Origin of the sequence: Curtobacterium sp. MCLR17_058 (assembly GCF_003234705.2) — a bacterium.
Classification (GTDB): domain Bacteria; phylum Actinomycetota; class Actinomycetes; order Actinomycetales; family Microbacteriaceae; genus Curtobacterium; species Curtobacterium flaccumfaciens.
The window spans coordinates 1,714,138-1,737,346 of the sequence record NZ_CP126262.1 but is presented as its reverse complement, the minus strand read 5'-3'; the positions used below and the strand labels follow the sequence as shown (position 1 = coordinate 1,737,346).

Sequence of the window (23,209 nt, the reverse complement as noted above, 5' to 3'; positions counted from 1 at the left end):
CGGCCCGGGACGTGCGCGCGGACGGGCGGGAGGCCCGGTGCGGGCCCGCCACGGGCCTCCCGTCCGGCGCCGCGCGCGGTCACGACACCCCGCTCACGTCCGCCGAGTGGTCGCGTTCCGTCGTCCGGCGACGGCGCAGCCGACGCCTCGTGACCACTCGACGGCGCGGCCCGGGACGTGCGCGCGGACGGACAGGAGGCCCGGTGCCAGCTGGCACCGGGCCTCCTGTCCGTGGGGTGGGGGCGTCAGCCCGTGTTCTGCAGGCCGGCCGCGATCCCGTTGACGGTGAGCAGCAGGAGCCGGTGGTCGGCGTCCGTCGGGTCCGTGCTGCCGGACGTGCGGATGGCACGTAGCGCACGGAGCTGCAGGTGCGACAGTGCGTCGACGTACGGGCTGCGGAGGCGCACGGCGCGGGCGAGGACGGGTCGGTCCTCGAGCACGTCGCTGCCGCCGGAGACGCGGAGCACCCAGTCGCGGGTGCGGACCATCTCGTCGAGCACCTTCGCGGCGAGGTCGTCGCGGTCGGCGAGCTCGAGGTACCGGCGGGCGATGTGCTCGTCGGTCTTCGCGAGCGACATCTCGACGTTCTTGATCATCGCGGCGAAGAGCGGCCAGTCGGCGTAGGCGGCGCGGAGGACATCGACGTCGCCGACGGCCTCGAGCGCGGAGCCGAGCCCGTACCAGCCGGCGAGGTTGATGCGCGCCTGCGTCCACGAGAACACCCACGGGATGGCGCGGAGGTCCTCCAGCGACTCCACCGACAGGCCACGACGGGCCGGGCGGGAGCCGAGGGGCAGCAGGCCGATCTCCTCCATCGGGGTGACCCGGGCGAACCAGGGCGCGAAGCCGTCGGCCTTGACCAGGTCGTAGAACGCGACGCGCGAGACGTCGTCGAGCTGCTGGGCGAGGTCGGCGAACCGGGCGGCCGCGGCGGCGGTCCGCGCCTCGTTCGACGGCGTCGACGCGAACAGCGTCGCCGAGGCCATCTGCTCGAGGTGGCGCGCGGCGATGTCCTGGTCGCCGTACTGGGCGAAGATGACCTCGCCCTGCTCGGTGAGCTTGAGCCGGCCGTCGATCGATCCCGGCGGCTGCGCGAGGACGGCCTCGTTGGCGGGACCGCCGCCCCGGCCGAGCGAACCGCCCCGCCCGTGGAACAGGGTCAGCTCGATGTCGTTGTCGCGGGCCCAGTCGGCGATGCGGGCCTGGGCGTCGTACAGCGCCAGGTTCGCGGACACCGGGCCGACGTCCTTCGACGAGTCCGAGTAGCCGAGCATGACCTCGAGCCGACGGCCGGTCGCGGCGAGGCGTCGCTGGAACGCCTCGGTGCGGACGGCCTCGTCGAGGATGTCGACGCTGGCGTGCAGGTCGGCGAAGGTCTCGAACAGCGGGATGACGTCGAGCACCGGCGCGGCCTCGGCGGACCCGAGCGCGGCGACCGCGAGCTCGTGCACGTTCGCCAGGTCGGCCGGGGACTGCGTGAACGAGACGATGTACCGGTTCGCCGCGCGGACGCCGTAGCGGGACTGCAGCCCGGCGATCGTGCGGAAGACGGCGAGGACCTCTTCGGTGGTCTCGCTCAGTTCGCCACCGGCGCGGATCTCCGCCAGGGCCGTGCGGTGCACTTGCGAGTGCTGGCGGACCTCGAGCTCGGCCAGGTGGAACCCGAAGGTCTCGACCTGCCAGATCAGGTTCTGCAGCTCGCCGTTCGCCGGGCGGATCGCGCCGGCTGCGATGAGCGACGCCTGGATCGTGCGGAGGTCGGCCAGCAGCGCCTCGGGGCCGTCGTAGGCCAGCGGGGTGGTGCCGGTCCGGGTGGCGTCGATGCGCGCGGCGACGAACAGGAGCGCACGACGGTGGGTCTCGTTCGGTGCGCGGACGCCGATGCGCTCGGCGATGCCCGGGTCGAGGGACTCCTGCGCGGCGACGAGGGCGGTGAGGCCGGCGTCGGCGGGGGTGTCGCTCGCGTCGAGCGTCAGGGCGCTGCCGATGCGGGTGGTCGCGCGGGCGAGGCCGAGCAGGATGTGCTCCGCCGCGATCTCGGCGGCCTGGCGGGTGACGTCGGCCGTCACGTGCGGGTTGCCGTCGCGGTCGCCGCCGATCCAGGTGCCGAACCGCACGAACGCGGGGGCGATCACGGATGCGCGGCCGGCGTCGTCGCCCTGCAGCCGGTCGTCGAGCAGGCGGTAGACCTGCGGGACGATCTCGAACAGGGTCTGGTCGAACACGCTCATCGCGGTGCGGACCTCGTCGAGCGGGGTCGGCCGGGTGGTGCGGAGCGGCGAGGTGCGCAGGAGGGTCGTGATCTCCTCGAGCAGGCGGCGCTCGTTCTCGGCGCGGGCCGTCGCGTTCCGGGCGCGGTCGCGCTCGTCGATGAGGTCCGTGATGCGGCGGACACCCGTGGTGACCGCGCGGCGGCGGGCCTCGGTCGGGTGGGCCGTCAGCACCGGGTGGAACCGCAGGGTGCGGAGGCGCTCGGCGGCCTCGGCCTCGCCGACCTCGGCGACGAGCTCGGCGTAGGTGGCGGGGAACGAGTCGCCGGCCACCCCACCATCGTCACCGCGCTGCCGGAGGACCCGCACGCGGTGGTGCTCCTCGGCCAGGTTCGTCAGGTGGAAGTAGGTGGTGAACGCCTGTGCCACAGCCTCGGCGCGTTCGGCCGACATGCCCGAGACGATCGCCTGGGCACGCGCTGCACCCTCGGCGTGGTCGTCCTCGTAGGCGTCGATCACGGCGGCGCGCAACGACTCCACGTCGTGGAGCAGTTCGTCGCCCCCGTTCTCCCGCAGCACCCGGCCGAGGAGGTTGCCGAGGTACCGGACGTCGGCGCGCAGGTCACTGTCGACCGCACCGCTGACGTCGTCCCGCGCGCGCTCGTGGCGTGCAGATCCGTCGATCGCCGTCATGGAGTCCTTTCCGGGTCGTCCGGGAGGCTGGTCCCGGGTCCCAGCAGCGTATCGGCACCCGGGGGCGCATGACGTCGACCGTCCGGACGGACGCGGGGCAGGGTCCGGACGGACGCGGGGCAGGGTCCGGACGGACGCGGGGCAGGGTCCGGACGGACGCGGGGAAGGGTCCGCGCGGGGCCGGGCGGTCCCGCGCGCGGCCGGGCTTCGGTCCTTCCGCCGCTGGATCAGGCGGGCACGGAGGCGCTGCCCGGCTCCTGACGGAGCGGAGCACGGCGGGCATCGAGGCCGGCGAGCAGCCCCCGGTTCAGTTCGTAGGCGAGCTCCACCTCGGCGATCACCCGCTCCTGTTCCTCTGCCGACCAGGGCGCGGCGTCGAGCTGGGCGCGGTAGGTGTGCTCGAAGTCGCTCGGGTCGGCGACCTGGTCGAAGATGTAGAAGAGCACACCGTTCGTGTCGAACCCGAACTGCTCGGCCAGCACCTGCCCGATCACGTGCCCGCCGGACACGTCGCCGAGGTACCGCGTGTAGTGGTGCGCCACGAAGCCGCCGGGCCACTCCGCCGCGACCTCGTTGAGGCGTCGCACGTACGCGGTCGTCGCGGGCAGCGGGCACACCAGCTCGGACCAGTCCGGGCCGATCAGGTACTCGAGGTCGGCACGGATCGCCGGCATCCGGGTGAGCTGCGCGGTGACGAACGGCGCCGCGACGGGGTGGTCGGCCATGCGTTCCGCCGCCCGCTCGAGCGCGTCGTACACGAAGGCGTACTGTCCGAGCAGGTCCGCGTAGTCGGCGACGTCGCAGTCGCCGCCGAGCAGGTCCTGCATGAAGCCGCTCGTGGCCGAGGCACCGTGCGAGCGCCGCGTGCGACGCCGCAGCAGCTCGGAGAACGGGATGACGGTCGAGTCCATGAGGTAAGGCTAACCTTAGTGAAGCGCGCGTCAAGCAGGGATCACCCAGGTGGCGCCGAACCCGCGAGAGGAAGCTCCCCCACGATGAGCTCGAAACCCAAACGCCCCCAGCACGTCTTCGTCGTCGACCGCACCGAACGGCTCTCGCCCCACATGGTGCGCGTGCACCTGGGCGGCTCGGCCTTCGAGGACTTCGTCGCCCAGGCCGACCCCGACCGGCTCGGCTCGACCGACAAGTACGTCAAGCTCCTGCTCGCGAAGCCGTCGCTCGGACTCGTGCCGCCGTACGACCTCGAGGCCCTGCGCGAGTCCCTGCCGAAGCAGGACCGCCCCGCCCGCCGCACCTACACGGTGCGCGCGGTCGACCACGCCACGCGGACCATCGCGATCGACTTCGTCGTGCACGGCGACGAGGGCCTCGCCGGTCCCTGGGCAGCATCCGCGCAGCCGGGCGACCGGCTCGCCCTGTCCGGGCCCGGTGGCGGTTACGCGCCCACCACCGACCCGGCGGTCACGCACGTGCTGCTCGGTGACGACAGCGCCCTGCCCGCGATCGGCGCAGCACTCGAGTCGATGCCCGACTCCGCCACCGGGGTCGCCCTGGTCGAGGTGGCCGGGCCCGCGGACGAGCAGGACCTCCGGCACCCGGCCGGGGTCGACCTGCGGTGGCTGCACCGGGACGCCACCGGCGCCCAGCCGGGCACGCCCCTGCTGGAGACGGCCCGCGGGCTGCCGCGTGCCTCCCGGCCGGTCCAGGTCTTCGCGCACGGCGAGCGGACCGCGATGAAGGCGATCCGTCGGCTGCTGCAGGACGACTGGGGGCTGGAGAAGCGCGAGATGTCGCTGTCGGCGTACTGGGCGCTCGGTCGTGGCGAGGACGAGTTCCAGGAGGAGAAGCGCGAGCCCGTCGGGGTGATCTTCACCGACTGACGGCGGGCCTGCGTGTCCGTTCTTTCCCAGAACGGGCGCCGTGGCTGGTGGAAACGGGCGTACCTGGTCAGAAGAACGGACCAGGTACGCCCGATTCGACCAGGTACGCCCGTTCTCGGTCGGTACACCCGGATCGACCGACGTGCGGGGCGCCCGGTTCCCGCAGGTACGCCCGTTCCATCCCAGAACGAGCGCGATGGCTGGTGGAAACGGGCGTGCCTGGTCGGAAGAGCGGACCAGGTACGCCCGATTCGACCAGGTGCGCCAGGCACGCCCGATCTCGGTCGGTACACCCGGATCGACCGACGTGCGGGGCGCCCGGTTCCCGCAGGTACGCCCGTTCCTTCCCAGAGCGCGCGCGATGGCTGGTGGGAACGGGCATACCTGGTCGGAAGATCGGACCAGGGACGCCCGATTCGACCAGGTACGCACGGTTCGACCCGGTGGGCCCAGCGCGCGGAGCGGCCGGGAGGCCCGGGGCACGTCGGTGGGTCGGGCTAGCGTTCGGCGCATGGTCACCTCGTCGTGCTGCGTGCCGGGTTGCGCGGGCGTGCTCGCGGACGGACTCGCGGGCGTCCCCCTGTGCGGCGCGCACGTCGCGTTCATCGCCGACCTCGCGGCCGAACACCCCGGCATCGAGGACGCACTGCCCGGCCCGTGCCCGGCGTGCGGTTCGCGGGTCGGGGTGCGCTACCCCTCGGGGATGGTGTGTGCCCGGTGCGAGTGGCGATGGGGTGACGTGCCGGACGGCGACCTCGCTCCCCCTCGGGTCGACGTCGTCTACTACCTGCGGATGCGCGACGACTTCGGCGACCGCATCAAGATCGGCACGACGATGAACCCCCGGCAGCGGCTCGCGGCGATCCCGCACCAGGACCTGCTGGCGTTCGAGCGCGGTGACCGGACCCTCGAACGCCGACGGCATGCCGCGTTCGCCGCCAGCCGGTACCCGGGTACCGAGTGGTTCCGGGTGACGCCGGAGCTCCTGGCCCACGTGGACACCGTCGCCGCCGGCGTCGACGACCCGTGGGACCTGCACGCCCGGTGGACGAGCGAGGCGCTCGCGCTCCGAGGCTGAGCCCCGGCCGGACGGTCGGGGCTCCTGCTCAGGCGGCCTGCAGCATGCGGTCGGCGGTACGGAGCGAGAGCGCCATGATCGTCAGCGCCGGGTTCGCGATGACCGCGCTCGGGAACACCGAGTTGTCGGCGATCCACAAGTTCGGGACGTCCCACGAGCGGCCGTCCTGGTCGACGACGGAGGTCTCGCGGTCGGTGCCCATCCGCGCGGTGCCGATGGTGTGCGCCGTGCGTTCGAGCACCCGGACGTCCTGACCGCCAGCGGCCTCGACGATGGTCGTCATCGTGCGGACCGCGTGGCGGCGGATCGCCTCTTCGTTCGAGCCCGGGGTGAACGAGACCCGGGCACGTGGGACACCGTGCTCGTCGAGTTCGTCGGTCAGCTCGAGGCGGTTGTCGTCGTACGGCAGGCACTCGGCGTTGATGCCGACGCCGGCCGAGAACGGGTAGTCCTGCAGCGCCCGGACGAGCTCGGCACCGCGGAGTCCGCCGCCCCGGACCAGCGAGGTCGCGAAGGTCTGCGGCTGCACGCCCAGGCTCTGGATGAGGTAGCCGCCCGCGAAGTCGGCGTCCGCCGGTCGGACGAAGTCCTCGGTGATGATCGACGACGGGTACCCACGGTACGAGCGCATCGACTCGTCGAACCGCGCCCACACCTGGGTGGCTCCGTGCGCGGTGAAGTTCCGGCCGACCTGCCCGCTGCCGTTCGCGACACCGGTGTGCAGCAGCAGTCGCGGCGTCTCGACACCACCCGCTGCGAGGACGAGTGACCGGCAGCGCTGGCGGTGCTCGCGGCCGTCGGCGGTGTAGAGGACCGCCTCGACCCGTCCCGCCGCGTCGAGCTCGATGCCGTGCACGAAGGACTCCGGACGGATCTCCGCACCGAACGCCACGGCGGCCGGCAGGTAGGTCGTGTCCATCGAGACCTTCGAGCCGTTGCGGCAGCCCTGGTGGCACGAGCCGCAGGACACGCAGGCCTGGCGCAGCCCGTGGTGCTCCTGGTGCCGGTCCTCGGTGGTCAGGCCGACCGGGGCGTCGGTCGCGGTGATCCCGGCGGCCGCGGTGCCGCGCATCATCATGTCCGATGAGGCGTTCCGGGCCGGCGGGCGCATCCGGTAGCGGCGGGAGGGGTCCCACGGGTAGTGCTCGGGGCCGGCGACGCCGACGTCGTGCTCGACCTGCTCGATCCAGCCGGTGAGCTCGGCGTGGCTGATCGGCCAGTCCTGCCCCGCGCCGCTCTCGGTCCGCAGCCGCAGGTCGTGCTCGCTCGGCCGCGGGGTGAACGCGCCCCAGTGCAGCGTCGACCCGCCGACGCCCGTGCCGCTGTTGTTGGGGCCGAAGGCCGTGGGGGCTCCGCCGCCGCTCAGCCGCTCGTCCATCCAGTTGATGTCACCGGGGGCGGCGACCTCGTCCGGCACGTGGTCGCCCGGCTCGGTGTTGCGGCCAGCTTCGAGCGCGACGACCGTCAGGCCACGGCGGGCCAGCGATGCGAGGAGCGGTGCTCCCCCGGCCCCGGTGCCGACCACGACCACGTCGACGACGTCGTCCGTGCCGTACGTGCGTTGTCCGTCGAGTCTCATCGTGCAGCTCCGGTCGTCGGTGCGGTGTCGATCGTCGTGGCGGTGCCGGCGGGGGCCTCGGGTTCCCAGGCCTCGCGCTCGCCCGCCGCGAGCAGCTGGAAGCCCTGCTTGCGGACGCCGTCGCCGCCGTTCGCGTAGCCGTCGAAGTCGATGGCGGCCATGGTGGCGGGGTGTGCGAGCCAGTGCTTCACGAGGTCGACGCTGGCGTCCTCGAACCACGCGCGCAGCTGCTCGGCGTCGAGGTCGCCGTCGGCGCGGTACCGCCCGACAGCCACGGACTCGAGGGCCTGGTCGAGCACGCCGTCGCGGGCAGGTGCAGCGAGCACGTCGAGCGCGGCACGGTAGGCCTCGGCGTCCACCGGCAGGCCGTCCGGCCGCCAGCCGTCGCCGAGCCCCGCGGCCAGCTGCGCGTCGACCCGCAGCGCCAGGTCGACCTGGTCGGTGCCGGGCTGCGGGACGACGATCCGTGCGACGGCGCGCAGGGTGTCCAACTGCGTCGGCGTCAGCGCGTGGGGTGCGGCCGACGGGTCGTCGGGCAGCGCACGCTCGGCGAGCAGGCCGCGGGTCCGGGCGCTGACCCGCGGCGAGGCGATCACGCGGGCGTGCTCCACGGGGACGACCGGCGACCCCGTGACCCGGCGCTGCCAGAAGTCGCGGATGCGCTCGGCCACGGCCTCGGGCTGTTCCCAGGGCAGCAGGTGTGCGGCGCCGTCGACGACGTGGAGCTCGCTGTTCGGCCAGTGCGGCAGGGTCAGGCGGCGCTGGGCGTCGGCATCGAGGTCGCCGTCCTCGGCGCCGGCGAGCACCAGGGCGGGCACGGGGTTCGGTGCGGCGTCCGACCAGTCCTCGCGGCTGCCGCGGGACAGCCAGTCCGTCCAGGCGGCGGGGTCGGTCCGCTCGACGTCCTGCACCGCCGCGCTGTGCCGAGCGGGCGCCAGGGGTGCGGCGGTGTTGGCGGCGACGAACTCCTCGGCGTCATCGGTGCCGATCGGGCCACCGGCAGCCCACGAGAGCATCGTCCAGCGCCGGTCGTCGTCCATCGGCTCCGGAGCGAGCGGGGACGCGGCGAGGAGCACCACGGCCCGCAGCCCGAACAGGCCGTTCGCGCCGGAGATCGTGCGGTCGGCCACCACCGTGGCGACCTTGCCGCCCATCGAGTGCCCGAGGAGCATCCACTCCGTCGAGCCGCTCGCCCCGATCGCGCGCTCCACCAGGACGGCCATCTCCTCGACGGTGGTGCCGGACGACGCCGGGCTGCGGCCGAAGCCGGGCAGGTCGATGCCGATCAGGTCGAGGTCGCCGAGGAGTTCGGCGCGCAGCAGCGCGAACTCCTCGGAACTCGCGCCGAGGGCGTGGAGACAGAAGACGGTGGTCACCCTGTATACCTACCCGTCGCTCGCGACCGCTCCCAGCCGGGCCGTACCCCGCCGGGTCGCGCGTGTACCCCGATCGACGGTGTCACCGGGCGTACGCGTCGACGAACAGCGCGCCCCGGAGCTCGCGCAGGGTGTCCGCCAGCCGGTCGACGGTCCGGCCGGAGATCCCCGAGACCTGGAGGTCGTACGGGCCGAGCGCGGGGAGCCGCCCGGTGCGGATGCGGACGACCTCCCACCCCACGGCGCGGACGGCGCGGTCCTTCTTCCGGTCGGTCTCCTGCCGCGGGCCGACGTGCTCGAGGCCGTGCCGACCGGTGGAGTCGTACTCGATGGCGACGCGGAGCTCGGGCAGGATGATGTCCGGCCAGGCCTCGACGTGGTCGAAGAACGGGCGGTCGAGTCGGATGGCGGAGTGGTCGTACGTGAACGCGAACCGCTCGGACAGCATGCCGCGGAGTTCGGCCTCGACCGCCGAGGCGGTCGCCGGGGCGCAGACGCTCGTGAACGACTCACCCGACGGCAGCCGCGGGGTCTTCGGGCAGATCGTGCGGGGAACGGACTGGGCAGTCCGCCGTGGCGCCCCTCCGGCCGACCCGGCGGACCCGGCGACGGGCCGACGGGACCGGGAACGGCTCGACGCGACGGCTCCGGCCGGGACCCCGCGCACCGGAGCCGCGGGCAGCGTCTGTCGTCCGGCACTCCGGACGACCCGCTGCGGCACCGGCACGGCCTGCGGCCAGTCCGACGGCAGCACCGGCCACCGCTGCGGCTGGGCCTGCACCGCGCACTCGGGGCACCAGACGGAGCGGCGGCGCTCACGGCCCGGGCGGGACCGCTGTTCGGACGGGGTCGCGACGAAGACGTGCCCGACGTCGCACTCCCAGGTGAGCAGGACCTCGGCCGCCGGGGGGACCTGGGTCAGGACGACGCCGTGGTTCCAGTCGGGGTGGTACTGCCGGATGAGCACAGGGTACGGCGCCCAGTCGGCGCGGAACTGTCCGACGGCGTACGGCACCGCTTCGCCGCGCGACCACTGTCGGCGGCGCCACCACGCATCGACGGGTTCGGCCACGCCCCCACGCTAGGAACGACCACCGACACCCGCCGCACCACGCACTGCGACCGACACCCGCCGAACCACAGGCGAGCGCCGCGACCGCTCAGGCGACCAGCGCCTGCTTCACGTAGGCGACCAGGGCGTTCGCGTGCCCGTGCCCGAGGCCGTGCTCGGCCTTGAGCCACCCGACGACCTCCATGTGCTGGTGGTCGTCGAGCCGGTCGGCGACCAGGTCGAGCCACTCCTGCACCGGGCGCTCGTACGTCGTCTCGATGCTCGGGAAGTACGACGCCGGACCCTTCACCTTGGTGCCGTCCGCCGGGGGCACCGGGGCGGTCACGCGATGCGCTGTCATGGCGCAACGGTAGCGCTCCGTCTGCCGTCACGGAACGTCACGCAGGACACCGTTTCGTGACGCCGCGTTGCGCCGGATGGCCCGGTGTTGCGTCGCGTGGCGGGGTGTTGCGCGAGGCGTTGTCGGCGTCGGCCGGCCCTCCTACGGTCGCGACATGACCGACACCACCAGGGCCCCGCAGTGGGAGGCGACCAGCGTCGACGACGCGGGCCGGACGACCGGGGCGAGCCGCGCCTCCAGGCCGGAGACCGCGACCATCGACGCTGCCGGACACGCCGCACTCGACCGTTCCGTCGTGCCGTTGCGGCACCCGCTGCGGTGGATCGCCGCGGCCCTCGTGCTCGTCGTGCTGCTGAACTTCGGCGAGACGCTGTTCACGAACGAGCAGTGGGGCTGGCCGGCCGTCGGCAAGTGGCTGTTCAGTCCGGCGGTCCTGACCGGCCTGCAGCTGACGCTCACCGCCACCGCGCTGAGCGCCGTGATCAGCTTCGCCGGCGGGATCCTGGTGGCCATCGCCCGGCTGTCGCACAACCCGGTGCTGTCCGGGCTGGCGTGGGGGTACGTGTGGCTGTTCCGGTCGGTGCCGCTCATCCTGGTGCTCGTCTTCCTGTACAACCTCGGGTCGCTGTACCCGACCATCGGCATCGGGATCCCCTTCGGGCCGCAGCTCGAGGTGCCGACCGCGAACCTGCTCGGGGACCTGGCGATCGGGGTCATCGGGCTGAGCCTCAGTGAGATCGCCTACGCGTCCGAGATCGTCCGCGCCGGGGTGCTCGCCGTCGACCACGGCCAGCACGAGGCCGCGCAGGCGCTCGGGCTCCCCCGTCGCCGGCAGTTCGTGCGGGTGATCATGCCGCAGGCGCTGCGGTCGATCGTCCCGGCGTTCGTGAACCAGGTCGTCGGCCTGCTGAAGGCCTCGTCGCTGCTGTTCTACGTGTCGCTGCTCGACCTGTTCGGCGTGGTGCAGAACCTGTCGAGCACGTACCCGGGCGACATCATCCCGCTGCTCGTCGTTGCCACCATCTGGTACCTCGTGCTCACCAGCGCGGTCTCGATCGTGCAGTACTACGTCGAGCGCTGGACGGCCCGCGGGTCGGTCCGTGCGCTGCCGCCGACACCGTGGCAGCGGGTGCGGAGCGTGCTGCGGGGCGGCGGGACCGGACGTGGTCCGGGACGGCCTGGAGGCGCGGGTCGCCGCACACAGGCAACCGCCGCCGATCGCGCAGTCGCGTCCGGGTCTGCTTCCACCGTCGACGACAGGAGCATCTGATGAGCGCCGCCATCGCGATCCACGGAGCCGTCAAGGCGTTCGGGGACAGCGTCGTCATCGACGGCATCGACCTGTCGCTGCCGTCCGGCAGCGTGACCGTCGTCCTCGGCCCCTCCGGTTCCGGCAAGTCCACGCTGCTCCGGGCGATCAACCACCTCGAACCGCTCGACCGCGGAGTCGTCACCGTCGGCGACGAGCCCATCGGCGTCCGCCTGCGCACCGGCCGCGACGGGGTCCCCCGCTGGAAGGAGCTGCCCGAGCGGCACATCCTGCGGCAGCGTGCCCGGATCGGGTTCGTGTTCCAGCACTTCAACCTGTTCCCGCACCTCACCGCGCTCGAGAACGTCGCCGAGGGGCCGATCGCCGCCGGAGTCCCCGTCGCCACGGCCCGAGCGCGGGCACAGACCCTGCTCGATCGGGTCGGACTCGGCGACCGCGGCGCGGCCCGCCCCCGGCAGCTGTCCGGCGGGCAGCAGCAGCGCGTCGCGATCGCCCGGGCCCTGGCGCTCGAGCCGTCGGTCGTCCTGCTCGACGAGCCGACCTCGGCGCTCGACCCGGAGCTCGTCGGCGAGGTGCTCGGGGTCATCCGGGGGTTGGCGGACACGGGCACCACGCTCGTCATCGTCACCCACGAGATCGCCTTCGCCCGCGAGGTCGCCGACCACGTCGTGTTCCTCGACCACGGGCGGGTCGTCGAGCAGGGGCCGCCGGCCCAGGTGCTCGACCACCCGCAGCACACCCGCACGCGCGACTTCCTGTCCCGCGTCCACTGACCCCTGACCCCTGATCCCCGCACGCACCCCAAGGAGAACCATGTCCACGACCACCCCGTCCCGCTGGCGCAACCGCGCCGGTTTCCTCGTCCTCGCAGCCGGCGTCGTCGTCGCCCTCGCCGGGTGCTCCGCGGGCGCTTCCGCCGACACGAGCGGCGCACCCGACGGCTCCGTCACCATCGGCGCCGCCTCGAACGGTGCGGCCAAGGAGACGACCGTCGAGGTCACCGAGGACACGAAGCTGCACGACGCGCTCCCCGCCGCGGTCCGGAAGTCCGGCAAGCTCACGATCGGCGTGGGGGCCCTGCCCGCCGGGTTCCCACCGCTCGCCTTCACCGGTGACGACCAGAAGACGATCACCGGTTCGGAGCCCGACCTCGGACGGCTCGTCGCCGCGAAGCTCGGGCTGCGCGCGGACGTGCAGAACGCCACGTGGGACAACCTGTTCGTCGGCATCGACAGCGGCAAGTACGACGCCGGGTTCTCGAACGTCACGGTGACCGAGGAGCGCAAGGAGAAGTACGACTTCGCCTCGTACCGGCAGGACAACCTGGCGTTCCAGGTGCTGGCGTCGAGCTCGCTGCGCTTCGACGGCGACCCGTCCGTGCTCGCCGGGAAGACCCTGTCCGTGAGTTCCGGCACGAACCAGGAGAACATCCTGCTCGAGTGGCAGAAGGAACTCCGGGCGAAGGGCGAGGACTTCACGATCAAGTACTACCCGGACGGCAACGCGATCAAGCTCGCGCTCGACTCGGGCAAGATCGACGCATACTTCGGCCCGAACCCGACGATCGCCTACCAGAACACGCAGAGCAAGGGCACCGCGAAGGAAACGAAGACCGCGGGCACGTACTCCGGCGCCGGCTCGTCACTGCAGGGGCTCATCGCCGCGACGACGAAGCAGGGCAGCGGGGTCGCGAAGCCCGTCGCGGCGGCGATCAACGAGCTGATCGAGGACGGCACCTACGCGAAGTGGCTCGCGGCCTACAACCTGTCGAACGAGGCCGTGAAGACGTCCGAGGTGAACCCCGAGGGTCTGCCGCTCGACAACAGCTGAGGCCGTGCCGTGACACCCCCGTGGCCGTCGTGGTCGCGGGGGTGTCGTGCGTGCGGGGGTCGGGGGGCACTCCCCGATCGACGATCGACAATCGACGATCCACGAGGGGAACGACTCGTGGATCGTCGGAACATGCACACGCAGCCGATGCGTGCGCAACGAACGACGTCCCACCCGTCGAACGACAGGTGGGACGTCGGAACATGCACACGCAGCGAGTTAGCGCCCAGCCAGAGCGGACTCCCCCTCGACGGCACCCGCGCCCCGAGCCGCCCACTCCGCAGCGAGCAGCTCGTAGGAGCGCACCCGGGCGTCGTGGTCGTGCGCGATCGTCGTGACGAGCAACTCGTCCGCTCCCGTGACCCGTCGGAGCGTCTCGAGCCGTTCCGCGACGTGTGCCGGTTCGCCGACGAACCGGGTCGCGAGCCGGTCCGCCACCGACGCCTCGGCCTCAGCGGGGAGCCGCAGCTGCCGAGCCTGGTCCGGGGTGGGGTACTCGATCGCCCCGACGCCGGAGCGGATCGAGTGCACCCACTGGGCGTACCCGAGCCCGAGCTCGTCCGCCTCGGCCGCGGTCGGCGCCACGAGCACGTCGGCCGACACGATGACGTGCGGCGCGTCGAGCACGCCCGGGCGGAACGCGTCGCGGTAGGCCTGCACCGACGCCAGGACCGTGCCCGGGGACGAGTGGTAGTTCGCGCCGTACGGCAGGCCGAGCGCGCCGGCGATCCGGGCACTCTCGCCGCCGGTGGAGCCGTGGATCCACAGCTCGACGGCGGCGCTCGCGGCCGGTGGGGCCTCGACCACCGCACCGTCCCGCGACCACGTGCCCGCGAACAGGCCGCGGATCAGGTCGAGTTCGCCCGCGAACCGTTCGACGTCGCCCGGCACCCGCCCGAGCAGCTCCCCCTGCAGGGCGAACCGGCTGCCCGGCGCGATGCGGAACTCGAACGGCGCGGGGACGAGCAGGCCGTCGACGACCTGGTCGGTCCGCGGGGCGAGCGACGGCGGCTTCGGGGCGCCCGGTGCTGGTGCTCCGGAGCGGCCGAGCCCGAGGTCGATCCGCGGACCGTACAGCGCGGCGAGCGTGCCGAAGGTCTCGGCGATCTGCAGCCCCCGGGTGTTGCCGACCAGGGTCGCGGCGCTGCCGACCCGGATGGTCGAGGTGGCTGCGGCGACCGCACCGATGACGATCGTCGGGGCACTGCCCGCGACGCCTGGGTTCAGGTGGTGCTCGGCGAGCCAGTAGCGGGCGTACCCAGCACGTTCCGCGGCGACGGCCAGGTCGACCGTGTTCGCCAGGGCCTGGGCCGGCGTCGTCCCGGTGCTCACCGGGACGAGGTCGAGGACGGAGAGCGGGACGCGGCTCATGCGAGGACCCGCTGCCGGTCGAGGACCCGTCCGGGCAGGTCGAGCGTCTGCCGGAGCGTGGCGCCCTCGTCGTACGACTGCCGGTAGACGCCGCGCTCCTGCAGCAGCGGGACGACCCGGTCGACGAACTCGTCGAGCCCGTACGGGTTGGTGTGCGGCACGACGACGAACCCGTCGGTGGCGCGCTCCTGCACGTACCGGTCGATCTCGGCGGCGATGTGTGCGGGCGTGCCGACGAAGCCGCCACGGGTGGAGGCGCGGATGACCAGGTCACGGATCGACAGGTGTTCGGCCGCGGCGAGGTCACGCCACGACTGCACCAGCGCGGGCACGTCGCGGGTGTGGCGGACGCGGCCGCGGGTGATGTCGGCGCCCTCCAGGTCCGGCTCGATCGAGGGCAACGGCCCGTCGACGTCGTACGACGACAGGTCACGGTTCCACACCTGTTCGAGGAACGCGATCGCCGTCGCCGGGCTGACCTGGGCGCGGCGGATCGCCCGGGAACGTTCCTCGGCCTCGTCCGCCGTGTCGCCGAGCACGAAGGTCGCGCCGGGCAGGATCAGCAGCTCGTCCTTCGACCGGCCGACCCGTTCGAGTCGCTCGGTGACATCGCGGTAGAACGACTGCGCGTCGTCGAACTCGGTGTGCAGCGAGAAGACCACCTCGGCGTGCCCGGCGGCGAGGTCGCGGCCCTCGTCGGAGTCGCCGGCCTGCACGACCACGGGGTGCCGCTGGGGGCTGCGCGGCACCGGGAACGTGCCGGTCACGTCGAACTGCGGGCCGTGGTGGTCGACGTCGTGGATGCGGGAGCGGTCGGCGAAGGCCCCGACGCCCAGGGTCCCGGCGGCGCCCGACCCGTTCGCCACGATCGCGTCCGACTCCCACGAGTCCCAGAGCTCGCGCGACAGCTCCACGAACTCGGCGGCTCGCGTGTACCGGTCGGCGTGGTCGAGGAACCCGCCACGGCGGAAGTTCGCGCCGTGGAACGCGTCCGAGCTCGTCACGACGTTCCAACCGGCGCGGCCGTCAGTCAGGTGGTCGAGCGTGGCGAGCTGCTTCGCGAGCTCGACGGGCTCGTTGAAGGTCGTCTGCAGCGTGCCGACGAGCCCGATGTGATCGGTGACGCCGGCCAGCGCGGCCAGGATCGCGAGCGTGTTCGGGCGCCCGACGACGTCGAGGTCGTGGATGCGTCCCTTCTGCTCGCGCAGCCGCAGCCCCTCGGCGAGGAACAGGAAGTCGAAGCACCCCCGCTCGGCGTTCCGGGCGAAGTGCTCGAACGACGAGAACGCGATCTGGCTCTCGGCGCGGTCGTCGCTCCAGACCGTGGTGTTGTTGACGCCCGGGAAGTGGGCGGCGAGGTGGACCTGACGCTTGGCGCTCATGCTGAGACCCCCGAGGAGACGGAACCGACACCGGCACCGGTGACGGCAGGACGCGCGTACCGGCTGATCGCCGGCACGATGCCGAGCCGCGTGCGCAGGTCGGCGGTGGGACGGGACGCCACGTCGGCGCGGAGCCCCGCGGTGACGAGCGCCGGGACGAGCTGCCGGGCGATCGCGGTCGAGTCGATCGGGATGCGCAGCGGACGGAGCCGGACGCCGGCGTACCCGAGCGCCCGCAGGTCCGCGATCCGTGCCACGAGGTCCGGCACCGTCGTCGCGAGGACGGACGTGTCCGACCCGGAGCCGACGGCGTACTGGCCGCCGGCGGCCGCGTCGAGCGCGGCGAGCTCGTCGGCGGCGGCTGCCGGCGACGACCCGATGAGCACCGCGAGGTCCGCGAGGACCGGACGACGGAGGTCGGACCCGGCCGCCTGCTCGGCGTCACGGACGAGTGCCAGCGCAGCACGATCCTCCAGGCCGTCGAAGCCGGGCGTGACCAGCACGACGTCCGCGGCGTCCACCGCGAACGCCGCCGCGTCGGAGCGGTGCGCGAGCGCGAACACCGGCGGCCTCCCCTGCGGCGACCGCGGCACGATCGACGCGCCGTGCACCGACACGAACGAGCCGGAGAACGCCGCGTTGTGGATGCGGTCGCGGTCGATGAAGCGGCCGGTCGTGACGTCGCGGATGATCGCGTCGTCGTCCCAGCTGTCCCAGAGGCGGGAGACGACCTCGGCGGCCTCGCGGGCCTCGTCGAACAGCGTGGCAGCGTCGTCGCCGCCGGGGCGGCGGCCGAACAGCGCGGCCTCCCGGGTCGTCGGACTCACCTGGATCCGCCATCCGGCCCGCCCCAGCGAGACGTGGTCGAGGGTCTGGAGGCCCGTGGCGACGTGGAACGGTTCGGTGTGCGTGACCGAGACGGTCGGCACCAGACCGATCGCGCGGGTCGCGGGGGCGACCGCGCTCGCGACCAGGAGGGCGTCGAGGCGGCCGACGACGGTCGACGTGTCGAGGTCGCCGTCGGGGTCGGTGGGGCCGGCGGTGAAGGAGTCCTCGAGGGTGACGGCGTCGACGCCGAGCCGGTCCTGCTCGACGACGACGTCGCGCCAGTGCCGGAGGCTCGTGAGGCGCTGCGCTGCCGGGCCGGCGGCGCGCCAGGCGGCGGGGTGCCACCCGGCGCCCTGCAGCGCGGTGACGAGGGTGATTCGGTCGGGCACGGTCATGGGGCGACGCTAGGACGGTTCGGCCGGGCGGCGAAGCGGTGTTGCGGAACGTGACCGACGGTGTCGCCGTGTGACGCGCGGCGCACCGTGCGAGGATCGCCGGATGGTCTCGTCGTTCCTGACCCACGCGGAAGTGGTGGTCGACCCCGCGGTCCCGATCGAGTCGTGGGGACTGTCACCTGAGGGCCGCGTCCGGGCCGCCGCCGCACACCGGCTCGCGTGGACGCCGGGCTCCCGGCGGATCGTCTCGAGCACCGAGCGCAAGGCCGTCGAGACCGCCGACCTGCTCGCCAGCGCCGTCGGGCTGTCGGTCGAGCACGACCCGCTGCTCGGCGAGATCGACCGGAGCGCGACCGGCTACCTGCCGCCGTCCGAGTTCGAGGCCGTCGTCGACGCGTTCTTCGCCGCACCCGAGCAGTCGGTCCGCGGCTGGGAGCGCGCGATCGACGCCCAGGAGCGCATCGTCGCGGCCGTCCGCCGGCACTGCGCCACCGGCGACGTCACGATCGTGTCGCACGGTGCGGTCGGCACGCTGCTCCTGGCACACCTGCGCGGCGTCCCGATCACGCGCGCGCTCGACCAGCCCGGCATGGGCAGCGTCTTCCACTTCGACGCGCCCGCCTGGCGGGCGACCAGCGGCTGGAGACGCGTCCCAGCGACCTGACGGGAGGCACGGGGCGGGGCCGCCACGGCCCTCCCGTCCGCCGCCTGCGCGGCCCGACCGCCCCGCTCGTCAGACCACGCGCGTCGCGCCCGTCACGGGACCGGGGGCGGCGTCCTCGTCGTCGGCGTCGTGCAGGGTGCGCTCGGCCTGCCCGAGCAGGTGGTGCACGGCGAGGCCGATCGAGCGCGCACCGACGACCGCGACGAGCACGCTGAGCAGCGCCAGCAACGTGGCGGTGGGGATCCAGGCGGACGGCAGCGCGAGTGCCCGGAACCACTCCACTGCGGCGGTGGCGACCGCGGCTGCCGGGAACACGAACGACCAGAACCCGAGCGAGAACGCCAGGCGGACGTACCGCGGCAGCAGGGCCAGCTGCACGAGGACCATCAGGACGCCGAGCCCCGCGATGGCCTGCACGGGCAGCGTCACAGCGCCGTCGGTGAGGGCGAACACCGACAGGGTGGCGACCGCCGGCGGCGCGACCAGGATCGCCATCGTCGGCACGAGCGGCCCCGGCAGCGCCGGCCGGAACGCCAGCCGGATGAGCAGCAGGCCGGTCATGACGCCCCAGAAGAACACGCCGACACCGAGGGCCGGCCAGGACAGCCAGCCGACGCCGACCTCGTGCGTGGCGACCGAGGCGACCAGGGCCGCGGCGACGGTCGGCAGCAGGTAGCCGCCGTGCACGGACTCCAGGGCGAGCCGGCCCTCGAACCAGGTGCTCAGCAGCCAGGCGGCGAACCCGGCCGCGGTGGCCACGGCGGCGAGCACCACGACCTGCCCGGCGACGGGGGCGAACCGCGCCAGGTCGACGCCGAGCAGCATCGCGGTCGCGGGGACGAGCGCGGCGATCGGGCCCTGCGCCGGGTGGCGGAGCTGGTCGACCAGCCGTTCGCTGACACGTGCGCCCCGGACGATGTGCGCACCGAGCAGCCACACCCACGCGACGGCCGCGATCGCCCAGAACACCTGCGGCACCACGGCGGGCAGGTGCAGCACGGGGGCGGCGTACGACCACGTCTCGGCGAAGCCGGCGAGGCCGAACGGGACGGCGAGGGTGTTGAGCGGGATGCGGGAGGTGGGTCGTGGCATGGCTCCCCCATTGTCCTGGACGGGTCGGGTGTGCCGGTGCGCGCCCGGGGCCGTGCGTGCGCGGCGGGGCGTGCGTGCCCGCGGGCCGTGTGTGCTCGGCGGTCAGGCTGCGGGCAGTTGCTCGCCCGCCTCGACCGCGACGTCGAGCCGGTTCTCGGCGGGCGGCAGCGGGCAGGTCGCGTGCGGGGTGTACGCGCACGGCAGGTTCGTCGCCCGGTTGAAGTCGATGCGGGTGGCACCGTCGGCATCCGGTGCGGCGATGTCGAGACTCCGGTTCGCCGCGTACGTCGTGACCCCGCTCGTGCGGTCGGTGAACAGCACGTGCAGACCGCCGGCGTGCCCGTTGAACGCCAGGAGCGACCGCGGCCCGTCGAGGTCGAACGTCAGGACGCCGGGGGCCTCGTAGACGTGCAGCAGGCCGTCGACGACGCTGCCGACGGTGACCTCGCGCGGGGTGTCGAACGGCTCGAAGTGCGCGTCCACGACGAAGCGCTCAGCGGCCGAGTACGCCGGGGTGCCCTGGTAGCCGACGCGGGTCGGGTTCGACGGGTGCCGCGGGCGGAGCAGGTCACTGCCGCCGCGCCGGGCGACCTCGATCACCACGGTCTCGTCGCCGTCGTGCCACACCACGTTCGTGCTCGAGCGCTCCGGCAGCGGGCCGAACCGGTGCGTCCCGGTGACCGGCTGTCCGTCGACCTCGATCGTCTCGTCGTCGGTCAGTGCGACCACCGGGCCGTCCTCGTCCGTCGACCAGCTGCCCGGGGCGTCCTCGAAGCGTTCCGGCGTGGCGGTGAGCCAGCGGATGCTCGTGATCGCGAGGAAGCCGTGCTCGCTCGCCCGGGCCTGCTCGTGGTCGTCGTGCCACGTGGTCCATGCTTCCGCGAAGGTCGGTGCCGTCGGGGTCGTCGTGGTGGTGTCGCTCGTCGGGGTCGTCGTGCTCATGGGTCGACCGTACGACTCGTGGCCCGGTGGCGCGACGATCGTGTCGCCGTGCGTCGGCGGGCGGCGGGGCGGGCGGGGCGGGCCGGGGCGCGCGCGGGGCGGGCGGGGGCGAGCCGATGCGGAACGACACCGTCGACGTCGGGCGACATCGACCCTGTCGTTCGCACGCGCCTGCAACCGTCCGCGCACGCAAGAGGCGACCGAGTCGGTGTCGTACGACATCGACCCTGTCGTTCGGCGTCCGCACGAAGCCACAGTCGCGCAACGTAACGGGCCCGATCGCTCGTGGCAGAGTGGCACTGCAGCGCACCGCGAAGCCTCGCGCGCGGCCCCCGACTCCCGACAGTCCGCACCCATCGAGAGGAAGGCAGCGCATGCCCTTCGAGAACACCGACCGCATCCAGGCCACCACGGCCGGATCGCTCCCCCGCACCCCCGAGCTCATCGCCGCGAACGCCGCACGGCCCGTGGCCGCCGACGGCTTCACGCTCGAGACCACCGACGAGGTCCGTGCCCTGACGAGCGCGGCCGTCGACGACGTCGTCGCACGGCAGACCGCGCTCGGCATCACGCAGCCCGGTGACGGCGAGTTCGGCAAGGCGATGTCGAACAGCGTCGACTACGGCGCGTGGTGGGGCTACTCGTTCCAGCGTGTCAGCGGCCTGAGCCTGACCGACGAGAACATCTTCTCGCAGCAGCCGGTCCGGTCCACCCAGGGGAACATCCGGCTCACGAGCTTCCCGGACCGGCGCGACTGGACGATCTTCCACGACGCCTACACCGACCCCGAGTCGGGCATCGGCACCGGCAAGAACGCCACCGCGTTCCCGACCACGACCGGCCCGATCACCTACACCGGCCACGAGGCCGCGGCCACCGACGCCGCCAACCTCAAGCACGCGGTCGAGGCCGCCGGCGCGGACAACGGCTTCATCACGGCGCTCTCCCCCGGTTCCGCCGCCCGCATCGCGAACGAGTACTACGCGACCGAGGAAGAACACATCTGGGCGTGGGCGGACGCCCTGCGCGAGGAGTACACGACGATCCTCGACGCCGGCCTCGTGCTGCAGATCGACGACCCCTCGATCGCCGAGAACTGGGACCAGATCAACCCCGAGCCGAGCATCGAGGACTACCGCGCCTTCACCCGCATCCGTGTCGAGGCGCTCAACCACGCACTGCGGGGCCTCGACACCAGCCGCGTGCGCTTCCACCTGTGCTGGGGTTCCTGGCACGGACCGCACACCACCGACATCGAGCTCCGCCACATCGTCGACCTGATGCTCGAGATCGACGCCGGTGCGTACTCGTTCGAGGCCGCGAACGCCCGCCACGAGCACGAGTGGACCGTCTGGCAGGACGTCACCCTGCCCGAGGGCAAGGTCATCGTCCCCGGTGTCGTCGGCCACGCCACGAACGTCGTCGAGCACCCCGACCTCGTCGCGCAGCGCATCGAGCGGTTCGCCTCGGTCGTCGGGCGCGAGCGCGTCATCGCCGGCACCGACTGCGGCCTCGGCGGCCGCGTGCACCCGCAGATCGCCGCGGCGAAGCTCGAGTCGCTCGGTGAGGGTGCCCGGCGCGCGAGCGCGAAGCTCTTCTAGCCGCCCGTTCCTTCCCAGAACGGCTGCGGTACCTGGTGAGATCGGGCGTACCTGCCAAGAAGAGCACGGCAGGTACGCCCGGTTTCGGCAGGTACGCCCGGTTCGGGCAGGTACGCCCGGTTCCGGCAGGTACGCCCGATTCCGCCAGGTACGCCCGGTTCGGGCAGGTACGCCCGATTCCGCGAGGTACGCCCGGCTGTGCACGCGCGCACGGACGAACGGGAGGCCCGGTGCCAGCTGGCACCGGGCCTCCAGGCCGTCAGCGGATGCGTCTACCGACGCGAGCGGCCGAGCACGACCGCCGCGCCCGCAGCGGCGACGCCGAGCCAGACGAGGGGCCGCGTGACGCGCCGACGCTTCGCGACCCAGCCGCCGTTCGTCGCGTTCGCGGCGTCGGCGGGGGCGTAGAGGTTCCCGTCGCTCGGGGCGCCCTTGCCACGGAGCGCGAACGTCTCCACCATCGGCTTCGTGATCTTGTGGAACAGGCCCGGGAACACGTACTGCAGCGGCACGAGCGATGCCTGGATGCGTCCGACGAAGCGGTAGCGCTTGGGGTGCGTGGCGGCCTGCACGACGGCGCGTCCGGCCCGCTCGACCGAGACGGTGGGCGGGAGCGGGTGCGAGGTCTTGCCGGTGTAGTTGGCGCCGTTCTGGTAGATCGGGGTGTCGATCGTGGACGGCAGCAGCGCGGTGAACTTGATGCCGGTGCCCGCGAACTCGTCACCGAGCACGTCGACCAGGCCGAGCGCAGCGTGCTTGCTCGTCACGTACGCCGACTGGTACGGCGCCGAGAGCAGCGACTGGATCGAGCCGACGAGCACGTAGGTGCCCTTCCCGCGCTGCTTCCAGTGCGGCAGCAGGTGCGTGATGGCGTTGAGGTGCCCGTACAGGTTCGTGTCGACGACGCGCTTGAACGCCTCGGTGGGGGTCTGCTCGAACAGGCCGTAGACGAACAGGGCCGCGTTGCCGACGAAGACGTCGATGCGACCGAAGCGGGTCGTCACGGTGCCGATGAGGTCCTTGACCTGGTGCTCGTCGGCGACGTCGGTCGGGATCGCGATCGCCTCGGCGCCGAGCTTCCGGCACTCGGCTGCTGCGGCCTCGAGCGAGTCGTGCCCGCGTGCGGCGAGCACGAGCGTGGCGCCCTGCCGGGCGAACTCGTGTGCGGCGGCCCTCCCGATGCCGCTCGATGCTCCGGTGATGACGACGATCTTCCCGCGGTACCGATGTCCCATGTGTCCTTGGTACCCGGCCGTGGTCCGTTCCCGCACAGCCGGGTCGTACCCCTGCACGCGGTGCGAAGATGGAGCATGCGCAAGGACGACCTGACCGTCGACGAAGCCGCGGTCATCGCCGAACACGCCCGCGCCGGTGTCCTCGACGTCGACGACCCCGAGGTGCGGAAGGTCGTCGAGCAGGCGAACCGGGTGCTGGTCCGTGCACAGATGTGGGGCGAGGAGCGGAGCCCGAAGCTGCGGCGTCGCCGACGGCTCATCGCGGTCGGCGCCCTCGTGATGGTGCTCGTCTGGGTCGCGGGCCTGCTCGTGCCGCTGGCGATGCGGTTCGGCTGACCGGTGCGCCCCGCGGACGAAGCGGGATGTGGGCCTGTTCAGGTGCGGTCTGATGGTGCATGATCCGACGACCA

General features: G+C 73.0%; 20 protein-coding genes. 8 read left to right on the top strand and 12 right to left on the bottom strand.

Annotated features, from left to right (window positions below):
• Positions 1-245: 245 nt before the first annotated feature.
• Together DEJ11_RS08235 and DEJ11_RS08230 are read right to left on the bottom strand one after the other, a co-directional pair.
• A complete protein-coding gene (locus DEJ11_RS08235; protein ID WP_111104356.1) occupies positions 246-2,903 on the bottom strand; it encodes a phosphoenolpyruvate carboxylase in 2,658 nt (885 codons plus the stop codon).
• 227 nt (positions 2,904-3,130) lie between these two features.
• A complete protein-coding gene (locus DEJ11_RS08230; protein WP_111104357.1) occupies positions 3,131-3,814 on the bottom strand; it encodes a biliverdin-producing heme oxygenase in 684 nt (227 codons plus the stop codon).
• A gap of 84 nt (positions 3,815-3,898) precedes the next feature.
• On the opposite strand from DEJ11_RS08230, the gene DEJ11_RS08225 reads away from it, so the two are divergent.
• Both DEJ11_RS08225 and DEJ11_RS08220 read left to right on the top strand, forming a co-directional pair.
• Entirely contained in the window at positions 3,899-4,744 is an 846-nt protein-coding gene (locus DEJ11_RS08225) for a siderophore-interacting protein (RefSeq protein ID WP_111104358.1), read from the top strand.
• A gap of 511 nt (positions 4,745-5,255) precedes the next feature.
• Complete coding sequence (locus DEJ11_RS08220) at positions 5,256-5,822, top strand: GIY-YIG nuclease family protein (RefSeq protein WP_111104359.1); 567 nt, start codon at positions 5,256-5,258, stop codon at positions 5,820-5,822.
• A 28-nt stretch (positions 5,823-5,850) separates the two neighbouring features.
• Here the strand turns inward: DEJ11_RS08220 and DEJ11_RS08215 are convergent, their stop codons facing one another.
• The 4 genes from DEJ11_RS08215 to DEJ11_RS08200 all read right to left on the bottom strand — a co-directional run bounded on the left by DEJ11_RS08215 (position 5,851) and on the right by DEJ11_RS08200 (position 10,189).
• Positions 5,851-7,401, bottom strand: a complete 1,551-nt coding sequence (locus tag DEJ11_RS08215) for a GMC family oxidoreductase (RefSeq protein WP_111104360.1) — start codon at positions 7,399-7,401, stop codon at positions 5,851-5,853.
• Positions 7,398-8,777, bottom strand: coding sequence for an alpha/beta fold hydrolase (locus tag DEJ11_RS08210; protein ID WP_111104362.1), 1,380 nt, complete (start codon positions 8,775-8,777; stop codon positions 7,398-7,400). The genes DEJ11_RS08215 and DEJ11_RS08210 overlap by 4 nt, the downstream gene beginning before the upstream one ends.
• An 82-nt stretch (positions 8,778-8,859) precedes the next feature.
• Complete coding sequence (locus tag DEJ11_RS08205) at positions 8,860-9,849, bottom strand: putative endonuclease domain-containing protein (RefSeq protein ID WP_111104363.1); 990 nt, start codon at positions 9,847-9,849, stop codon at positions 8,860-8,862.
• A gap of 88 nt (positions 9,850-9,937) precedes the next feature.
• Positions 9,938-10,189, bottom strand: a complete 252-nt coding sequence (locus DEJ11_RS08200) for a DUF4287 domain-containing protein (RefSeq protein WP_111104364.1) — start codon at positions 10,187-10,189, stop codon at positions 9,938-9,940.
• A 154-nt stretch (positions 10,190-10,343) separates the two neighbouring features.
• On the opposite strand from DEJ11_RS08200, the gene DEJ11_RS08195 reads away from it, so the two are divergent.
• Genes DEJ11_RS08195 through DEJ11_RS08185 form a run of 3 tightly spaced genes read left to right on the top strand, consistent with a single transcriptional unit; the run spans position 10,344 to position 13,289 of the window.
• On the top strand, positions 10,344-11,459 hold the full coding sequence (locus tag DEJ11_RS08195; protein WP_111104365.1) for an amino acid ABC transporter permease: 1,116 nt from the start codon (positions 10,344-10,346) through the stop codon (positions 11,457-11,459).
• Complete coding sequence (locus DEJ11_RS08190) at positions 11,459-12,232, top strand: amino acid ABC transporter ATP-binding protein (protein WP_111104366.1); 774 nt, start codon at positions 11,459-11,461, stop codon at positions 12,230-12,232. The genes DEJ11_RS08195 and DEJ11_RS08190 overlap by 1 nt, the downstream gene beginning before the upstream one ends.
• Before the next feature lie 40 nt (positions 12,233-12,272).
• On the top strand, positions 12,273-13,289 hold the full coding sequence (locus DEJ11_RS08185; protein ID WP_111104367.1) for a transporter substrate-binding domain-containing protein: 1,017 nt from the start codon (positions 12,273-12,275) through the stop codon (positions 13,287-13,289).
• A gap of 219 nt (positions 13,290-13,508) precedes the next feature.
• Here the strand turns inward: DEJ11_RS08185 and DEJ11_RS08180 are convergent, their stop codons facing one another.
• The 3 genes from DEJ11_RS08180 to DEJ11_RS08170 are packed head-to-tail and all read right to left on the bottom strand — an operon-like array spanning position 13,509 to position 17,265.
• Positions 13,509-14,660, bottom strand: coding sequence for an LLM class flavin-dependent oxidoreductase (locus tag DEJ11_RS08180; RefSeq protein ID WP_111104368.1), 1,152 nt, complete (start codon positions 14,658-14,660; stop codon positions 13,509-13,511).
• Positions 14,657-16,042, bottom strand: coding sequence for an NtaA/DmoA family FMN-dependent monooxygenase (locus tag DEJ11_RS08175; RefSeq protein ID WP_111104370.1), 1,386 nt, complete (start codon positions 16,040-16,042; stop codon positions 14,657-14,659). The genes DEJ11_RS08180 and DEJ11_RS08175 overlap by 4 nt, the downstream gene beginning before the upstream one ends.
• Positions 16,039-17,265 carry an LLM class flavin-dependent oxidoreductase gene (locus DEJ11_RS08170; protein ID WP_111104371.1) on the bottom strand — a complete coding sequence of 409 codons (1,227 nt, stop codon included), beginning with the start codon at positions 17,263-17,265 and terminating at the stop codon, positions 16,039-16,041. Before DEJ11_RS08170 ends, DEJ11_RS08175 begins: the two co-directional genes overlap by 4 nt.
• A 103-nt stretch (positions 17,266-17,368) precedes the next feature.
• Here DEJ11_RS08170 and DEJ11_RS08165 point away from each other — a divergent pair, with 103 nt between their 5' ends.
• Positions 17,369-17,929 carry a histidine phosphatase family protein gene (locus tag DEJ11_RS08165; protein WP_111104372.1) on the top strand — a complete coding sequence of 187 codons (561 nt, stop codon included), beginning with the start codon at positions 17,369-17,371 and terminating at the stop codon, positions 17,927-17,929.
• A gap of 69 nt (positions 17,930-17,998) precedes the next feature.
• Here the strand turns inward: DEJ11_RS08165 and DEJ11_RS08160 are convergent, their stop codons facing one another.
• Both DEJ11_RS08160 and DEJ11_RS08155 read right to left on the bottom strand, forming a co-directional pair.
• A complete protein-coding gene (locus tag DEJ11_RS08160) occupies positions 17,999-19,021 on the bottom strand; it encodes an SLAC1 family transporter (protein ID WP_111104373.1) in 1,023 nt (340 codons plus the stop codon).
• Positions 19,022-19,123: 102 nt separating this feature from the next.
• Positions 19,124-19,963, bottom strand: coding sequence for a DUF1684 domain-containing protein (locus DEJ11_RS08155; protein ID WP_111104374.1), 840 nt, complete (start codon positions 19,961-19,963; stop codon positions 19,124-19,126).
• A 374-nt stretch (positions 19,964-20,337) separates the two neighbouring features.
• Between DEJ11_RS08155 and DEJ11_RS08150 the strand changes: the two genes are divergently transcribed.
• Entirely contained in the window at positions 20,338-21,564 is a 1,227-nt protein-coding gene (locus DEJ11_RS08150; protein WP_111103893.1) for a cobalamin-independent methionine synthase II family protein, read from the top strand.
• A 272-nt stretch (positions 21,565-21,836) separates the two neighbouring features.
• Here DEJ11_RS08150 and DEJ11_RS08145 read toward each other — a convergent pair whose 3' ends face one another.
• On the bottom strand, positions 21,837-22,799 hold the full coding sequence (locus DEJ11_RS08145; protein WP_181433107.1) for an SDR family NAD(P)-dependent oxidoreductase: 963 nt from the start codon (positions 22,797-22,799) through the stop codon (positions 21,837-21,839).
• 75 nt (positions 22,800-22,874) lie between these two features.
• Here DEJ11_RS08145 and DEJ11_RS08140 point away from each other — a divergent pair, with 75 nt between their 5' ends.
• A complete protein-coding gene (locus tag DEJ11_RS08140) occupies positions 22,875-23,135 on the top strand; it encodes a hypothetical protein (protein ID WP_071405277.1) in 261 nt (86 codons plus the stop codon).
• Positions 23,136-23,209 lie beyond the last annotated feature (74 nt).

Bases quoted from the DNA above. Each gene is read 5' to 3' on its own strand.
- DEJ11_RS08235 (WP_111104356.1), bottom strand. From the start codon at position 2,903: ATGACGGCGATCGACGGATCTGCACGCCACGAGCGCGCGCGGGACGAC.
- DEJ11_RS08230 (WP_111104357.1), bottom strand. From the start codon at position 3,814: ATGGACTCGACCGTCATCCCGTTCTCCGAGCTGCTGCGGCGTCGCACG.
- DEJ11_RS08225 (WP_111104358.1), top strand. From the start codon at position 3,899: ATGAGCTCGAAACCCAAACGCCCCCAGCACGTCTTCGTCGTCGACCGC.
- DEJ11_RS08220 (WP_111104359.1), top strand. From the start codon at position 5,256: ATGGTCACCTCGTCGTGCTGCGTGCCGGGTTGCGCGGGCGTGCTCGCG.
- DEJ11_RS08215 (WP_111104360.1), bottom strand. From the start codon at position 7,401: ATGAGACTCGACGGACAACGCACGTACGGCACGGACGACGTCGTCGAC.
- DEJ11_RS08200 (WP_111104364.1), bottom strand. From the start codon at position 10,189: ATGACAGCGCATCGCGTGACCGCCCCGGTGCCCCCGGCGGACGGCACC.
- DEJ11_RS08195 (WP_111104365.1), top strand. From the start codon at position 10,344: ATGACCGACACCACCAGGGCCCCGCAGTGGGAGGCGACCAGCGTCGAC.
- DEJ11_RS08190 (WP_111104366.1), top strand. From the start codon at position 11,459: ATGAGCGCCGCCATCGCGATCCACGGAGCCGTCAAGGCGTTCGGGGAC.
- DEJ11_RS08185 (WP_111104367.1), top strand. From the start codon at position 12,273: ATGTCCACGACCACCCCGTCCCGCTGGCGCAACCGCGCCGGTTTCCTC.
- DEJ11_RS08180 (WP_111104368.1), bottom strand. From the start codon at position 14,660: ATGAGCCGCGTCCCGCTCTCCGTCCTCGACCTCGTCCCGGTGAGCACC.
- DEJ11_RS08175 (WP_111104370.1), bottom strand. From the start codon at position 16,042: ATGAGCGCCAAGCGTCAGGTCCACCTCGCCGCCCACTTCCCGGGCGTC.
- DEJ11_RS08170 (WP_111104371.1), bottom strand. From the start codon at position 17,265: ATGACCGTGCCCGACCGAATCACCCTCGTCACCGCGCTGCAGGGCGCC.
- DEJ11_RS08165 (WP_111104372.1), top strand. From the start codon at position 17,369: ATGGTCTCGTCGTTCCTGACCCACGCGGAAGTGGTGGTCGACCCCGCG.
- DEJ11_RS08160 (WP_111104373.1), bottom strand. From the start codon at position 19,021: ATGCCACGACCCACCTCCCGCATCCCGCTCAACACCCTCGCCGTCCCG.
- DEJ11_RS08155 (WP_111104374.1), bottom strand. From the start codon at position 19,963: ATGAGCACGACGACCCCGACGAGCGACACCACCACGACGACCCCGACG.
- DEJ11_RS08150 (WP_111103893.1), top strand. From the start codon at position 20,338: ATGCCCTTCGAGAACACCGACCGCATCCAGGCCACCACGGCCGGATCG.
- DEJ11_RS08145 (WP_181433107.1), bottom strand. From the start codon at position 22,799: ATGGGACATCGGTACCGCGGGAAGATCGTCGTCATCACCGGAGCATCG.
- DEJ11_RS08140 (WP_071405277.1), top strand. From the start codon at position 22,875: ATGCGCAAGGACGACCTGACCGTCGACGAAGCCGCGGTCATCGCCGAA.